Annotated in this window: 12 protein-coding genes; 1 reads left to right on the top strand and 11 read right to left on the bottom strand. The window is 57.9% G+C overall.

Annotation, left to right across the window (positions count from 1 at the left end; genetic code table 11):
* Window positions 1-9: 9 nt before the first annotated feature.
* From OSH03_RS09900 to aaeX, 4 genes are all read right to left on the bottom strand, one after another.
* Complete coding sequence (locus OSH03_RS09900) at window positions 10-1,464, bottom strand: NAD-dependent succinate-semialdehyde dehydrogenase (RefSeq protein WP_061096933.1); 1,455 nt, start codon at window positions 1,462-1,464, stop codon at window positions 10-12.
* Between the two features lie 89 nt (window positions 1,465-1,553).
* Window positions 1,554-3,521 (bottom strand): p-hydroxybenzoic acid efflux pump subunit AaeB, encoded by a 1,968-nt coding sequence (gene aaeB, locus OSH03_RS09895; RefSeq protein WP_151412461.1) that lies wholly within the window; start codon window positions 3,519-3,521, stop codon window positions 1,554-1,556.
* 5 nt (window positions 3,522-3,526) lie between these two features.
* Window positions 3,527-4,459 (bottom strand): p-hydroxybenzoic acid efflux pump subunit AaeA, encoded by a 933-nt coding sequence (gene aaeA, locus OSH03_RS09890; protein WP_028014599.1) that lies wholly within the window; start codon window positions 4,457-4,459, stop codon window positions 3,527-3,529.
* A gap of 7 nt (window positions 4,460-4,466) precedes the next feature.
* Window positions 4,467-4,670, bottom strand: a complete 204-nt coding sequence (aaeX, locus tag OSH03_RS09885; protein ID WP_003860416.1) for a p-hydroxybenzoic acid efflux pump operon protein AaeX — start codon at window positions 4,668-4,670, stop codon at window positions 4,467-4,469.
* Between the two features lie 179 nt (window positions 4,671-4,849).
* Between aaeX and aaeR the strand changes: the two genes are divergently transcribed.
* Complete coding sequence (gene aaeR / locus OSH03_RS09880) at window positions 4,850-5,776, top strand: HTH-type transcriptional activator AaeR (RefSeq protein WP_028014600.1); 927 nt, start codon at window positions 4,850-4,852, stop codon at window positions 5,774-5,776.
* 111 nt (window positions 5,777-5,887) lie between these two features.
* Here aaeR and tldD read toward each other — a convergent pair whose 3' ends face one another.
* The 7 genes from tldD to mreB all read right to left on the bottom strand — a co-directional run bounded on the left by tldD (window position 5,888) and on the right by mreB (window position 15,929).
* Complete coding sequence (gene tldD / locus OSH03_RS09875; RefSeq protein ID WP_061096931.1) at window positions 5,888-7,333, bottom strand: metalloprotease TldD; 1,446 nt, start codon at window positions 7,331-7,333, stop codon at window positions 5,888-5,890.
* Window positions 7,334-7,417: 84 nt separating this feature from the next.
* Window positions 7,418-11,215: an AsmA2 domain-containing protein YhdP gene (gene yhdP, locus OSH03_RS09870; RefSeq protein ID WP_266178948.1), complete on the bottom strand. Its 3,798-nt coding sequence runs from the start codon at window positions 11,213-11,215 to the stop codon at window positions 7,418-7,420.
* Between the two features lie 42 nt (window positions 11,216-11,257).
* A complete protein-coding gene (gene rng / locus OSH03_RS09865; protein ID WP_008502847.1) occupies window positions 11,258-12,727 on the bottom strand; it encodes a ribonuclease G in 1,470 nt (489 codons plus the stop codon).
* On the bottom strand, window positions 12,717-13,310 hold the full coding sequence (locus OSH03_RS09860) for a Maf family protein (protein ID WP_061096929.1): 594 nt from the start codon (window positions 13,308-13,310) through the stop codon (window positions 12,717-12,719). Before OSH03_RS09860 ends, rng begins: the two co-directional genes overlap by 11 nt.
* A gap of 9 nt (window positions 13,311-13,319) precedes the next feature.
* On the bottom strand, window positions 13,320-13,808 hold the full coding sequence (mreD, locus tag OSH03_RS09855; protein WP_266178947.1) for a rod shape-determining protein MreD: 489 nt from the start codon (window positions 13,806-13,808) through the stop codon (window positions 13,320-13,322).
* Window positions 13,808-14,824 (bottom strand): rod shape-determining protein MreC, encoded by a 1,017-nt coding sequence (gene mreC / locus OSH03_RS09850; RefSeq protein ID WP_028014605.1) that lies wholly within the window; start codon window positions 14,822-14,824, stop codon window positions 13,808-13,810. Before mreC ends, mreD begins: the two co-directional genes overlap by 1 nt.
* 61 nt (window positions 14,825-14,885) lie before the next feature.
* Complete coding sequence (gene mreB, locus OSH03_RS09845) at window positions 14,886-15,929, bottom strand: rod shape-determining protein MreB (protein WP_000913396.1); 1,044 nt, start codon at window positions 15,927-15,929, stop codon at window positions 14,886-14,888.
* Window positions 15,930-16,120 lie beyond the last annotated feature (191 nt).

The raw sequence follows: 16,120 nt of genomic DNA, 5'->3' as shown, positions 1-16,120 counted from the left end.
CCCTGTCTATTATAATCCCCCGATATGCAGGGTTTTAACTTCCAGATACTCTTCCAGCCCCAGCACGGATCCCTCACGCCCAAGACCGGACTCTTTTACGCCGCCGAAAGGCCCCAGTTCGGTGGAAACGGCGCACTCGTTAATGCCAATCATCCCGCTCTCGATGGCCTGTGAAACGCGGAAAACCCGGGAAAGGTTCTGGGTGTAGAAGTAAGCCGCCAGCCCGTAAGGCGTGTTATTCGCGCGCTGGATGACCTCATCTTCCGAGGTGAAGCGGAAACACGCCGCAACCGGGCCAAACGTCTCTTCTTCTGCCAGCTTCATGCCTTCGTGACAGTCGCCCAGCACGGTTGGCATCCAGAAATTGCCGCCCAGCGGATGGGGTTTGCCGCCCGCCAGCACGGTCGCCCCTCGTGCGACAGCATCTTCAACGTGCTCACGAACCTTGTCGACCGCGGCGGATTCAATCAGCGGCCCGACGACGACGCCGTCATCAAGGCCATTCCCCACCTTAAGGGCATTAACCGCATCTGCGAGCTTATTCACAAACTTGTCGTAGACGGTTTCCTGAATGTAGAAGCGGTTAACGCTGACGCAGACCTGCCCCGCATTGCGGAACTTATTGGCGATCGCGCCTTTTACCGCAGCCTCGATGTCGGCATCCTCAAAGACGATATACGGGGCATTTCCCCCCAGCTCCATCGAGACTTTTTTCATGGTTTCTGCGGCGTTGCGCACCAGCGTTTTGCCGACGGAGGTCGAACCGGTAAAGGAGATTTTACGCACGTCGTGGCTGGCCATGATCGCGTCGCTGATTTCATGGGTATTTCCGGCCACCGCGTTGAGCACACCGTCGGGCACGCCCGCCTGTTTTGCCAGCGTCAGCAGCGCAAAGGCGCTGAGCGGCGTGTTATTGGCAGGTTTGATCACCCCGGTACACCCGGCTGCCAGCGCCGGGCCTAACTTGCGGGTGAGCATCGCCATCGGGAAATTCCACGGCGTGATGGCCGCGACGACGCCGATGGGTTCACGGGTCGCCAGAATGCGCGAGCCGGGCTTGATCGGCGGAATAATTTCACCGTTCGCGCGCTTGGCCTCTTCGGCAAACCACTGGATAAAGCTGGCGGCATACTCCACTTCCCCTTCCGCCTCTTTCAGAGGCTTGCCCTGCTCGGTAGTCATTAACCGCCCGAGCCAGCTTTTATTTTCAATAATCAGTTCGTACCAGCGGTAAAGAATGGCCGAACGCTCTTTCGCGGTTTTGGCACGCCATGCCGGGAAGGCTTTGGTGGCCGCTGCGATCGCTTCTTCGGTTTGCGCTTTACCCGCTTTCGCCACTTTGGCGATGACCTCACCGGTCGCGGGGTTCAGCACATCAAACGTTGTGTCCAGCGTTTTCCAGATGCCGTCAACCAGATAGCCGGTCTGAAAAAGGGTGTTGTCCTGAAGCGCCTGAGTCGTCATGTGTCCTCCCTTCCTGAATGTAAGTACGTGCTGGAATAAGTATAGCCACAAAAAAACCGGCGCTTTTGGCGTCGGTTTTTTTACTTCAGTCAGTTATCCGTGAGGGCATTCTGGTAGCGATGCAGCATAAACACCAGCCGACCTACCGGCTCGGTCACCTGTGGCGGCGCTTGCCAGTGCTTGAGTTTTTCCTGATAAATATCCAGTTCTTCAAGCAGTTGGGTAAAGTAACGACGGCGTTTGTCGTCACTGCTGGCGGAAAGCACATGGTCGGCGGTACGACGCAGCTGACGGTGGAAGGCCGAGAGATCGTCGTTGATCGGCACCGGCGCGTTACGCAGACGCTGGTGCGCGATGATCATGGTTAACGCCAGGCGGAACTTCGCAACGTCGCCCGGGAACTTGTTCAGCAGTAAAAACAGCTGCTGATAGAGCGCGGGCAGGTGGTTCTCTTTACGACGCGCGGTATTGGTGGTCATCGACGACACGGCAGCCGATACAAACTGGTTCAACAGCACGCGCCCCGTGCGCGCCTGCGAGTTATCGCGCACCAGCAGAATCACCATCATCGCCAGGAAACAGCCCACCAGCTGACCCAGCGCGCTGTCGAGGAACTGGCTGAAGTGGAAGGTCATCGGGTTATCCAGCACGATGATGTTAATCGTACTCGCCAGCGCCCCCAGCGATCCCAGGCGGCGCTTTTGCACTTCAATGCCGATAAAGAACGCCATCACCGCCAGGCTAATACAGAGCAGCAGCATGCTCTGCTGCGTCGACGGGATGATGACCAGGAAATAGAGCGCGCCAATCGGCAGCGCGGCGATGGTGCCGTAGAGGAAATCAATGGCGACCATGCGCGGGTTAGGCAGACGCATCGCCAGCGCGGTCACGACGGCAATCATTACCATCGCGCCGCTGCCGGACGTCCAGCCCGTCCACAGCCAGAACAGCGTGCCGAGCATGCAGGCAAGCGTGGTACGCCAGAAGTTGACCATCGCGTGATGGCGCTCGGCTGATTCCGCCTTGATCACCACTTCGCCCTGGAGCACCTCTTCTTCCGCCGCGCTGATTTTGGTGTTACTGATTACACCGCGCTTCAGCAGCAGATAGCGCGTCGCGGCGCCAACCCAGGTATAGATGGTTACCGGCGTGTCGCGCTCCCCGGTCCAGGCAATCACCCGGCGCATGCGCTTAAGCTGCTTATGCACGTCCTGCACGGTCTCTACCGGCTCGGCAAACAGCTCGCGGAACGTATCGGTGACCGCTTCCGGGCGGGTGTTCTGGATGAGATAGGTTTCGCACGCCTGGGTAATCAGCGTTAAGGAGACGGTATTGAGGGCTTTAAGGCGACGATTCGCCCGCGCCCAGCGCGACGACTCCATATTGAGGTTGCTGCGCATCCCTTCCAGGGCCTGCGTACGGCGTACCAGCCCGCTCCAGGCTTTATCCACCTCTTCGCTGTCGCCGTGTTTAATGCACAGCTGCATCAGCTGGTACTGGGCAACGATCAGCGCGTCCAGCTCGCGATCCACCTCTTGCTTGATCGAGCGCGGAGAGAAAAGCAGATCAGCCACGATCGCGCAGACAATACCAATCACAATTTCGCTGCAGCGCTCCACGGCAAACTGCGGCGCGAGAAGCGGTTCGCTTTGGATGGTGATGACAATGATCAGCGCGGTATAGCCCGCCAGCCCCCAGGCGTAGGAGTTCTCGACTTTCACCAGAGACGAGATCCAGGTGCAGAAACCCGCCCAGATGCAGCAGACCATGAGCATCAGCAGCGGCGTGCGGATCATCAGAATAATAATGGTCAGCGCCGCGAAGCAGCCGATAAAGGTCCCGATGATACGCAGCATCCCGCGATAGCGGATCGCGCCAGAGTAGGGTTCCCCGCCCGCGGCGAAGGCTGGGCCCGCTGCGACAATCGCAGCGGTGAGCACCGCCCAGCGAGGGGTTTCAAGCTGGAAGTGGAAGCCAACGAACAGCGCAAGCACGATGGCGCACGCCAGCTTCACGGCGAAGCGAATGTGCTGGCTGGCGATGGAAAAGATACCCATGGCGATTAACCAAACTCGCGCAGGCGATGGGCAATTTTACGGAAGAGGGAGTCCTGGCTGGCATCCCGGTCTTTTTCTCCGGTGATCACCACCGTCGCCGTGGTACCCGCTGGCCACAGGTTGCCCTGCTGCTCATCGAGATGAATACGTACCGGCACGCGCTGCGCCAGACGCACCCACTCCAGGTTAGAATCCACCGTCGCCATCCCTTTGGCATCGTTAGAGCTGCTGGAGTTGGTTACCCCTGCGGCGACGCTGTCAACGGTACCTTTAAAGACGCGGTTGCTGCCAAGCGGCGTGACTTCTGCGCGATAACCCGGACGGACGCCCTCCAGCTTGGTCTCTTCCATATAGGCGAGCACGTAGAAGGAGTTTTGTTTAACCAGCGCCACGGCAGTTGAGCCGCGGGTAATGAATTCCCCGGCATAGACGTTGAGGTTGGTCACCCAGCCATCGGCTGGCGCGCGGATCACGGTACGCTCCAGGTCGAGCTTCGCCAGATCGCGAGTTGCCTGCGCTTTCGCCAGCTGGTGCAGCACGGTTTGCAGCACGTTGTTGGACTGGTCAATCTCTTCACGGGACATGGCCTGAACGCCCAGCTGGTTGCGGCGGCCAGCCTCACGGCGTTTCTCCGCGGCCAGCGCCTGGTAATAGGCTACGTCTGCTTCTGCTTCCTCCAGCGCCTTCTGATAGCGAGGCTGGTCGATGGTAAACAGGACCTGATCTTTCTTCACCAGCTGGTTATCGTGAACGTTAACCGCCGTGATAAGGCCGGCCACGTCGGGGGCAATAGCCACCACATCGGCGCTGAAGCGCGCGTCACGCGTCCACGGTGATTCGGTGTAATAAACCCAGGCGCGAAAAATAGCGATGAACGCGAGGATAACCAGCGCCATGGTAATGGCGGTGCGGGAGATTTTTCTTGTTAGCGTTTTCACATCAACCTCAGACAAACATGCGCGATATCAGGTAAAACAGGCAGCAATACAGCGCGGTATTGAACAATGCAGGGTGCCAGACGAAATCGTAGATCCCGGTCGGGACCAGCACCTTGCGCACCAGCCAGAAGATCGCCAGTGATAAAAGAAGCTCGAAAAATATCGGTGGGAACGACAGACCGAACACCACGATAACGGGAAACAGACTCATGTTGACCTTGATAAGAGAGAGTGCAGGCTTCAGAATTTTTAAGCGCACGCCATCGCAGGAGAGCAAGAAACGCAGGGCGAGAATGGTGCAGCCGTTATGTAATTAATAATATATTAACGTAACTGTTATGCTGTTATCTATCATATGTGATCTAAATCACTTTTAAGCCAGAGTGAACAATGGAACGTTTAAAACGCATGTCCGTCTTCGCCAAAGTGGTTGAACTCGGCTCCTTTACCGCCGCCGCGCGCCAGCTTCAGATGAGCGTCTCATCCATCAGCCAGACGGTGTCCAAACTGGAAGATGAGCTTCAGGTTAAGCTGCTCAACCGCAGCACCCGCAGCATCGGGCTGACGGAAGCCGGTAAAATTTACTATCAGGGCTGTCGCCGCATGCTGCATGAAGTGCAGGATGTTCACGAACAGCTTTATGCCTTTAACAACACGCCGATCGGCACCCTGCGCATAGGGTGTTCTTCAACTATGGCACAAAATGTTCTCGCTGCCATGACGGCGGACATGCTGAAAGAGTACCCTGGGCTTACCGTCAATCTGGTGACGGGCATTCCTGCGCCGGACCTGATTGCCGATGGATTAGACGTGGTGATCCGCGTTGGCGCATTGCAGGATTCCAGCCTGTTCTCGCGCAGGCTGGGCAGCATGCCGATGGTGGTCTGCGCCTCGAAGAGCTATCTGGCACAGTACGGCGTGCCGGAGAAACCTGCCGATCTCGCTAACCACTCGTGGCTGGAGTACAGCGTCCGCCCCGATAATGAGTTTGAACTGATAGCCCCGGAAGGGATCTCCACCAGGCTTCTGCCAGAAGGCCGGTTCGTCACCAACGATCCGATGACCATCTCCCGCTGGCTGGTGGCCGGCGCCGGGATCGCCTACGTGCCGCTGATGTGGGTGATCAATGAGATCAACAGCGGCGTGCTGGAGATCCTCTTCCCGCGCTACCAGTCCGATCCGCGCCCGGTCTACGCCCTGTATACCGAAAAGGACAAGCTGCCGCTGAAGGTGCAGGTGTGTATTAACTATCTGACGGACTATTTTGTGGACGTGGCGGAGCTGTTTCAGGGGATGCGGGGGAGAAGGAAAGAGTAGGCTTTTCCCTCACCCCGGCCCTCTCCCCAAAGGGGCGAGGGGGAAAAGACCGCACGGGGCAGTCCCCTCTCCCCGTTGGGGAGAGGGTTAGGGTGAGGGGGGGAGGAAAAATTACGCCGTGCCGCCCACCGTCAGGTTATCAACCTTCAGCGTTGGCTGACCCACGCCAACCGGCAGGCTCTGGCCTTCTTTACCGCAAACACCCACGCCGTTATCCAGCTTCAGATCGTTACCGACCATGGAAATCTGCTGCATGGCTTCAATGCCGGAGCCAATGAGGGTTGCACCCTTCACCGCTTTGGTCACTTTGCCTTTCTCGATCAGATACGCTTCTGAGGTGGAGAAAACAAACTTACCGGAGGTGATGTCCACCTGGCCGCCGCCAAAGTTTGGCGCAAAGATACCGTAATCCACGGATTCGATAATCTCCTGCGGCGTGGATTTGCCCGGCAGCATATAGGTGTTGGTCATGCGCGGCATCGGCAGGTGCGCGTAGGATTCACGACGGCCGTTACCCGTCGGCGCTACGCCCATCAGGCGCGCGTTGAGTTTGTCCTGCATGTAGCCTTTCAGCACGCCGTTTTCGATCAGCACGTTGTACTGGCCTGGCGTACCTTCATCGTCGATAGAAATTGAGCCGCGGCGGTCAGGCATAGTGCCATCATCCACTACGGTGCACAGCTCAGAGGAGACGAGCTGACCCATCTGGCCGCTGAATACGGACGTCCCGCGACGGTTAAAATCGCCTTCCAGACCGTGGCCCACCGCTTCGTGCAGCAGCACGCCCGGCCAGCCTGCGCCCAGCACCACCGGGAATGTCCCGGCCGGCGCCGCAACAGCATTAAGATTCACCAGCGCCATGCGCACGGCTTCTTTAGCCCACGCGTCAGCGCGCGCTTCGCCGTCAACGTCGCCCAGGAACCAGTCATAGCCGAAACGACCGCCGCCGCCGCTTGAGCCGCGCTCGCGTTTGCCGTTGTCATCGACCTGCACGCTGATGGAGAGACGCACCAGCGGACGTACATCGGCCGCCAGCGTACCGTCCGTTGCCGCCACCAGAATCAGTTCATACACACCGCTCAGGCTGGCGGAAACTTCCTGCACGCGTTTGTCGGCGGCGCGCGCCACTTTGTCCACGCGGCGCAGAATGTCCAGCTTCTCTTCGCGGGTCATGCTCTGCAGCGGGTCGATGCTGGTATAAAGCGCGGAGTGCTGCACTTCACCCAGGGTTTTCACGCGACCGTCGCCGGTATCGCGCACAATGGTACGCGCGGCCTGAGCGCTCTGCTCAAGCGCGGCCAGGCTAATCTGGTCGGCATAGGCAAAACCGGTTTTTTCGCCGCTGATGGCGCGCACGCCGACGCCCTGGTCGATGTTATATGAGCCATCTTTGATGATGCTGTCTTCTAAAACCCAGGATTCGTGATAGCTCGACTGGAAATAGAGATCGCCGTAGTCGAGACGGCGTTCGGTCAGTTGACCAAGAATGGAGAACAGGTCCTGATGGCTCAGGCCGTTCGCTGCGAGCAAATGTTCACTTACCAGGTTCAGACTCATCGTATTGCTACTCGTTCGTTGCCGCCCGTGGCGGTATAAAGATCGTATTTATTGAGAGTGAGGCAATTACCAGCCCACGTCAAATCATTGCTGTGCATCTTTGCGCGGCTGGCGCAGCACCTCGTTAATCTGCGGTTTATCCACCGGGCCGGTAATGCGGTAGCGCAGAATGGAGACCTTGCTCCACAGCGGCCCCAGCACTTTACTGGCGGCAAACACCGCCGCACCGACAATCGGGTTCACCACAAAGGCCGCCGCCACGCCCACGCTTGCGGAAATTTCCGGCGCCACCACGGCTTCCATATCCAGCTCGCGACGCACGAGGTTGACAGAGCCTTTCATGGCGATGTCCGCTTCCAGCCCATCCACCAGCGTGTCGTCCGTATGCAGAACGCCGTCCTTGATCCACGCCGTACTGCGGATGGAGTCATAGTAGAAACCTTCGCTGAAGGTGTCGCTGAAATCGAAGCGCAGCTTGCGCAGCAGCGCATCAAAACTCAGCAGGCGCAGGATCTGCCCGGCGCGCCCCGTGCTGACGTCGGCGATTTCACCTTTGCCAAAGTGGGTTTTCAGAATACCGTTCAGAGACGCTTCGTCCGGCGTCCACGGCGCGGCGCGCCAGTGAAGATCGTAATTAACGTTAAACGAGGAGCCGCGCAGCGGCGTGCTGATGCCAAAGAAGTTGGCCGCCGCATCCAGCTTGTTGCCTTTAATGTCGCCCTTCAGGGACGTGCGCTGCTCGCCCGGCTTGTTCACCCATTCCCCGCCCGCCGTCATGCGGCCAAAGCCGGTATCGATCAACCCGCCGGAGAGCTTAAGCGTATTCCCCTGAATGGCAAAATCACCGTCGATACGGCCGTACTTTTGCCCCCACAGCCAGCACTCCGCGCAGCGCAGCTGCAGATCGGGCCAGCCGCTAAAATCGACGCGGGTGGTATTACTCAGTGGGGATGTATTCGCCGGTTTATCTTTACTCGCGGCGGCCGGGTTGTAGTAGAGATAGCGGATCGCTGCCTGCCACGGCGCATTATTGCGCATGGTCAGCGTGCCGTTGATCTCCCGGCCCTGAGCCTCCACTTTTGAGCCGTTAGCGGTTGGCTGGGAGACAATGCTCAGGTTGTTCCACTGCTGTCCGCCCAGCATCAGCGACGGCGTGCGTACGGTAATGATCTGCGGGAACTGGGCGGCTTCATCAACGTTTTGCCCAACGCCTTTCTGGAACAGCGCCAGCCACTCAGCGCCATCCATCGGCGGGAGATTCAGCTCAACGCCCGCATGCTCAGGCAACGGCGGCGTGGTTTTGCTGTCCGTCGTCCAGATGGCTTTGTCGAGGGTAAGCTTGCGGTTAAGCAGCCAGCGGCTGTTAAAGTGGTTTGTTCCGCCCGCGCTTCCGGTCAGCGCGAAGCTCTCCAGATTGCCATCCACGTTAAGCTTCACCGGCAGCGGCTGTCCGGCCTGTTTATCCAGCGGCGCGGGCAGCTGGCTTTGAATATTCTTCAGGTCGCCCGTGATGTCGACCTTATACTTTGCCCCGGCGTGATAAGGCAGGTCGATGGCCACTTTGCCCTGCCAGGCGACCGCGCCCGCCACTGACGCCTCAATCGGCTTCGGCAGGACGTCCATACGCGACGGCTGCCAGTTGCCGCCCAGATTGACGGCCACCTGATAAGCCTTTTGCCCCTCGGCTGTTGAGAAGTCGATATTTACCGGCTGATTAAACCAGCTGGCGGTAAGCGGCTCGCTTTTCAAATTACCGTTCACAAAGCTGAACTGTCCGCTGAGATTTTTCAGGGTGCTATCAAGCGGTTTAATGTACAGGCTGTTGTTCTTCAGACGGACGTCACCTTTGGCGGTGGTCATCTCACCGTCCAGCGGGATATCAAGATGTAAGCGAGCATTCACATCGCCATCGAGCTGGAGCTGCTGAAGGGTCGCCGCCAGCGACTCTTTGAGTGGAGTCTCCTCAAAGTACGGTCCCACCGCTTTCCCGGGGCCGTTGATGTCGGCATCAATCAGCAGCTTCTCTTTTGAGTAGTCCGGGATGTTGGCCGTCAGGTTGCTGGCCGTTACGCCGCCCAGCGCGACGCTGTCCGCCTTCATCCATAATCCGTCGTTGAGGAAGTTAAGCTCGATATCCAGGTTTTTCAGCGCGGGCCAGCCCGGCTGGAACGCGAAGGTGGCGTCGTGCAGCGGCACCAGCACCTGGAACTGTCCCTCATTATGTTTGTACGGGAAAAGATGCGGGTTACCTCCGTAGACCAGCGTGGCGTTTTCCGCCTGACCGCCCTGAATTGCGCCGCTCAGATAGTCGACCAGCGCCTTCCCCATCAGGTTTTCCGGGAAATAGCGCCATGCCTGAGAGCCGTCATCGGTACTGATCCCGGCCAGAATACCCAGCCACGGTTCGTCACCCTGCGGCTGCAAATAGCGGAAGTCACCGCGCGCGTGTACCGCTTTGGCTTTAACGTCGATATGGCGACCATCAAGCTGGAAGCCCTTATCGTTACGGAGCCAGTTAAGCACCGCGCTGCCCTGCTCAATTTCCAGCGGCGCGCGGAAGACCGTCTCGTAAGGCATTTTAGCGTTGTGCATATCCGCCGTCAGCCTGCCGTTCTCCACGCTCCCTTCCAGCTTGCCGCTGAAATGCTCCGCGCCCGGCAGCATCTTCCACTGCTTCCAGGCAAGGTCTTTCCAGGATGCCTGGAAACGTGTTTTTTCCGTCGCCTGAAGCGGTATATCCAGCGCAAGAGAATCAATCTTTCCGCTCGGCTGCGTCGCCAGCCAGATCTCGCCCAGGTCCGGAGAGAGCTTTGCCGCCATGGAGCGCAGACCTTCAATGGCCGCCAGATCCAGGTTACTGGCGCGGATGCGCAGCTCGTCGCTGCGTTTACTGGCCGCGCCGCCCACGTCCTGTTCAGGCATCCAGGCCAGCGTCAGCGCACCGCGCGGCCACGGCTTGCCGTCCATCGTGATGCGCGTATCCGGGATGGCGAACTGCCAGCCCTCTTTTTCCTGCGTCACGTGCGCGGTGAGGTTATCAACGGAAAGCTGATGCTGCTGTTTTTCGCCTTTCCAGCTCGCGCCCCCCTGCTTCAGCCAAATATCGCCGCTGGCAAATTTCCCTTTCGTCAGGGTCATCCAGCCCTCAAGGCTGAAACGGGCGGTTTCCAGCTGCATGTTTTGCTGTAACCAGTCGCCGAGCCAGGGCTTTACATCCACATCGTCGGCCTGCAGCCAGACTTTGCCGTTGTTTAACAGGCCGTCATCGTCACGCAGGTCCATACGCACCTGCATGACGCCGTGCTGGCCGTTCAGGCTGGAAAGATTGACCTGCCCCTCGGCGCGGTGCCGATCCTTGCCGTTGAGCCAGGTCAGCTGCGGGATCGCCAGCTCGGCGCGCTGGCCGGAAAGGGTAATAAAGCTCACTTCGCTGTCGCGAAGATCGAAATGATCGAACTGGCGGAGGAAGAGATCGCTGAAGCGGTTGGCTTCCAGGCCCTGATTGTTATCACCGCCCGTCAGCGGCGTATTGGTCAGAAACTGGAGTTGATAAAAGGTGAGATCGCGAAACTGCCAGCGCAGATGCAGCAGGCTCTGCCAGACGTCCAGCGCCAGGGTCACGCGTTTGATTTTCAGGTAGCCGCCGTCTTTCAGGCTGGCGTTGATGTCCCGGACATCGAGCGTCGGGCCAAAGTTCTGCCAGCTGGCGCTGACCTGACTGACGTCCACCGGCACGCCGGTGGTGGATTCGATTTTCGCCAGCAGCTGCGGACGCCAGCTGTCCAGATGCGGTAACACGAGGCGTAGCCCGCTCACGAGCAACGCGACAATCACGACCAGCGTTGCCCCTGTAAGCAATAAAATCCCCGGCAATCGCCTCACGCATCTCTCCTTGTCAGCTTTCGTCACGCAGCGTACTGCGTTTTACATCATTACGACGTCAAACTGCTCCTGGTTATAGAGCGGTTCAATTTGTACTTTTACCTGTTTGCCGACAAAGATTTCCACTTCCGCCAGCGCGTGCGACTCTTCGCCTTTCAGCGCTTCAGCCACCGCAGGGGAAGCATAGACCAGAAAACGATCGGAGTCGTAGGCATGATGAACACGGACGATTTCGCGCATAATTTCGTAGCAGACGGTCTCAACCGTCTTTACCGTTCCGCGTCCATGGCAGGTCGGGCACTCATTACACAGCACATGCTCAACGCTCTCGCGGGTGCGCTTGCGCGTCATTTCCACCAGCCCCAGCTGAGAGAAGCCGTTGATGCTGGTCTTCACGCGATCTTTACTCAGCGCCTGCTCCAGCGAGTGCAGCACGCGGCGGCGATGGTCTTCATTACTCATATCGATGAAGTCGATGATGATAATGCCGCCGAGGTTGCGCAGACGAAGCTGGCGCGCAATCGCCTGCGTGGCTTCGATGTTGGTATTGAAGATGGTGTCATCCAGATTGCGATGGCCGACAAACGCGCCGGTGTTGATATCGACGGTGGTCATCGCTTCGGTTTGATCGATGATCAGATACCCGCCGGACTTCAGTTCGACCTTACGCTCCAGGGCGCGCTGGATCTCGTTTTCGACATCATAGAGATCGAAGATCGGCTGACGCCCGGTGTAATGCTCCAGCAGGCCCGGCATTTCCGGGATGTATTCAGCGGTAAACTCCAGCAGCGCTTCATACGTCAGGCGAGAGTCCACGCGGATGCGGTCGAGCTGCGCGTCGGCAAAATCACGCAGCACGCGCTGCGCAAGCGCCAGCTCCCCGTAAAGCTGGTAGCGGGTCTGGTTGCGCTTTTTACGCTCCATCACTTTGGTCCAGACGCGCTTCAGGTAAGCCGCATCCGACGCCAGGTCTTCTTCGCTGATCCCTTCTGCGGCGGTGCGGATAATAAACCCGCCCTGTTCATCACAGTAGGCGCTGACCACTTTCTTCAGCCGCTCGCGCTCGCTTTCGCTTTCAATACGCTGCGAAACGCCCACATGAGACGCGCCCGGCATAAAGACCAGGTAGCGGGAAGGTAAGGTAATGTCGGTGGTCAGACGGGCACCTTTGGTGCCGAGGGGATCTTTAACCACCTGCACCATTAAGTCCTGGCCCTGACGCACCAGCTCGGAAATGTCGCGAACGGCAAACTGCTTTTGCTCTTCGCCCGCAACGCACTCGGTGTGCGGCATGATGTCGGAGGCATGTAAAAATGCCGCCTTATCCAGTCCAATATCTACAAAAGCCGCCTGCATACCCGGCAGTACACGACTGACACGACCTTTGTAGATATTGCCTACTATTCCGCGCCGCGCTTCACGCTCAATATGAATTTCCTGAAGAATGCCACCGTCAATATAGGCCACACGGGTTTCCGATGGCGTTACGTTTACCAACAATTCAGCCGTCATAATTATCCCTTCCCTCACGCAGTGAGTTAAAATTGCTCAGCAACTCATACGTTTCCACCAGCGGTAAGCCGACTACGGCGTGATAGCTGCCATTAATCTTCCTGACAAAACAGCCACCCAGCCCTTGAATACCGTATGCACCTGCTTTATCCATCGGTTCACCGCTGGCAATGTAAGCGGCGATCTCGTCGTCGGTAAGCACTCTGAACGTGACATCCGTAACCACCAGGCAATCCAGCACGTGCTGGCTGTCCGCCAGCGCGACGGCCGTCATCACCTGGTGCGTTTGCCCGGACATCTTGCGCAGCATGCGCGCCGCATGGTCGGCGTCATGCGGTTTCTCGAGGACTTCACCGTTAAGGATAACGATGGTATCTGCTCCCAGCACGGGCAGATCGCGCGGCACGCAGGCCACGCCCGCCAGCGCTTTCTCGCGCGCCAGACGAGACACGTACTGCCGGGCACTTTCGCCCTCAGCACGTTTTTCTTCAATGCCGGTCACGATGCGTTCAAAAGAGACCCCTAACTGCGCCAGGAGTTCCTGACGGCGCGGGGAGCCGGAAGCAAGATACAGAGACGTCATAGAAACCTTTTATTGCACAGCAAACTGCTGGCGAACCTTACGCATCAGCAGGAATAGCCACGGCCAGAGCACACCGTTTACTACACTACTCCAGAACACTTCCGGTCGGAAAGAGACGTTGATCACTAAAAACTCTGCCCAGAAAACAACGATATCCGCAGCAAGCGACAACAGCATCACGACCAGGGCCTGTTGCCAGAGCGCGAGGTTACGGAAGAGCTGGAATTTCAGTGCGACGAGGTACGCAATAATGCTCATGGCCAGGGCGCGCACGCCCAGCGTAGAGCCACTAATGAGATCCAGTATGGCACCCATCACAAAACCCGTGCCGACATTTACGCGATGCGGCAGGGCAAGGATCCAGTAAAGTAAAATGAGCAAGACCCAGTTTGGCCGGAAAACGAGAATGTTATCCGGCCAGGGCATAATCTGCAGCAACAGTGCAATGAGGAACGAGAGCCAGATGACCCAGCGTCCCTGGCTACGATAGCTTGCCACTACTGCCCTCCCGAAGAGAGTTTAGGCGGTGGCGGCGCATCAGGCTGCGGCTGCGTTAACCCGGTTGCCGGCGCAGGCACGGGCGCAGGCGGCCCCATTGAGTCCGCTGGCGGGAGAACCTGCGGCATCATCTGCATCAGGCGTTCGTTCGCCACGCGATGCACCTCTTCAGGCGTCATCGGGTTAGCACCGTTACGATCGGCGCCCCAGAGCAGCAGCAGGTAGCGCAGACGCTGTAAACCGGCGGTTGGACGGGCCTGAATCACGGTGTATGCACGCTGCGTATCCAGCTTAACCGAAGAGACCACCGCAACCGGGTAGCCCTCAGGGAAGCGTCCACCGAGACCGGACGTCACCAGCACGTCGCCGACACGGATGTCCGTGTTAGCAGGCAGGTGTTCCAGCTGCAGATCGTCCGTGCAGCCATTACCGGCCGCAATCACGCGGATATCATTACGCAGGACCTGGATCGGCAGCGCGTGGGTGGCGTCGCAAATCAGCAGCACGCGGCTGGTCAGTTTGGCGACGGCAACAACCTGGCCTACTACGCCCTTATCACTGATGACGGGCTGACCTTCATACACTCCGTTCACGCTCCCTTTGTCGATCACAACCTGATCGCTGTAAGGGTCGTTCACGGTGGAGATCACCTGGGTAACCATCTTCTGCTCGTCCTGACGCAGCGGTGAGCCGAGCAGTTCACGCAGACGCGCGTTTTCCTGCTTGTATTGCCCCAGCATCAGCAGTTCGCTGTTTTTCAGCAGCAGTTCCTGGCGTAATGCCCGGTTTTCAAGTTCGAGCTGGTCTCGTGAAGACAACGTTTGAGAAACGGAGTCGAGCAGTTCACGGGGACCATTTGATATAAAGTAGAAAGGACTGACGGCGGTATCCATGTACGTTCGGATCTGGCTGAACGTACCGAGGCGGCTATCGGCAATAATGACGCCAAGCGCAACCAGAACCGCCAGAATGAGGCGAAACTGTAGCGATGGGCCACGGCTAAAAATTGGCTTCATAGGCTATGCGTATTCTCGTGTCAGAGAGAAAGGGTAGCGATTCGCTACCCTTTCACCATGACTACTCTTCGCTGAACAAGTCGCCGCCGTGCATGTCGATCATTTCCAGCGCCTTGCCACCACCGCGGGCGACGCAAGTCAGTGGATCTTCTGCAACTACGACAGGAATACCTGTCTCTTCCATCAACAGGCGGTCGAGGTTACGCAGCAGCGCACCACCACCGGTCAGAACCATACCGCGCTCGGAGATGTCGGACGCCAGCTCTGGTGGACACTGTTCCAGCGCAACCATTACCGCGCTCACGATGCCCGTCAGTGGTTCCTGCAGTGCTTCCAGAATTTCGTTGGAGTTCAGGGTAAAGCCGCGTGGAACACCTTCCGCCAGGTTACGGCCACGCACTTCGATCTCACGCACTTCATCGCCCGGATATGCAGAACCGATTTCGTGTTTGATACGCTCTGCGGTGGCTTCACCGATCAGAGAGCCGTAGTTACGGCGCACGTAATTGATGATGGCTTCATCGAAGCGGTCACCGCCGATACGTACGGAGGAGGAGTACACCACGCCGTTCAGAGAGATAACGGCTACTTCAGTGGTACCACCACCGATATCCACCACCATAGAACCGGTGGCTTCAGAAACAGGCAGGCCCGCACCGATTGCCGCAGCCATTGGCTCTTCAATCAGGAACACTTCACGTGCACCTGCACCCTGGGCAGATTCACGGATTGCGCGGCGTTCTACCTGAGTTGCGCCAACCGGCACACACACCAGCACACGCGGGCTTGGGCGCATAAAGCTGTTGCTGTGAACCTGCTTGATGAAGTGCTGAAGCATTTTTTCAGTCACGAAGAAGTCAGCGATAACGCCGTCTTTCATTGGGCGAATAGCGGCAATGTTGCCAGGGGTACGACCCAGCATCTGCTTCGCGTCATGACCCACTGCGGCCACGCTTTTCGGCGAGCCTGCACGATCCTGACGAATGGCCACAACAGAAGGCTCATTCAATACGATGCCTTGTCCTTTTACATAAATAAGGGTATTCGCGGTACCCAGGTCAATGGACAGGTCATTGGAAAACATGCCACGAAATTTTTTCAACATACTAAGGGATAATCCTGAAAGCTGGGGCGGAAAACAAAATCCGCTTACTTTACCAACCACACGCAGCAGCGACAAGGCGCAAAAATCATCTGCAACGGTGAAAATTTGTGCAGTACGTTTCCTGATGTTACAAATTCATCCCCTGACTCCCTCAGGGCTGAGTAAACAGTCGTGTTCCTCACTGACATTTG

Source organism: Enterobacter nematophilus (genome assembly GCF_026344075.1).
In the GTDB taxonomy this organism is placed as follows: domain Bacteria; phylum Pseudomonadota; class Gammaproteobacteria; order Enterobacterales; family Enterobacteriaceae; genus Enterobacter; species Enterobacter nematophilus.
Note: the sequence above shows the minus strand (reverse complement) of the source record. Positions and strands in the feature narration are given on the sequence as shown.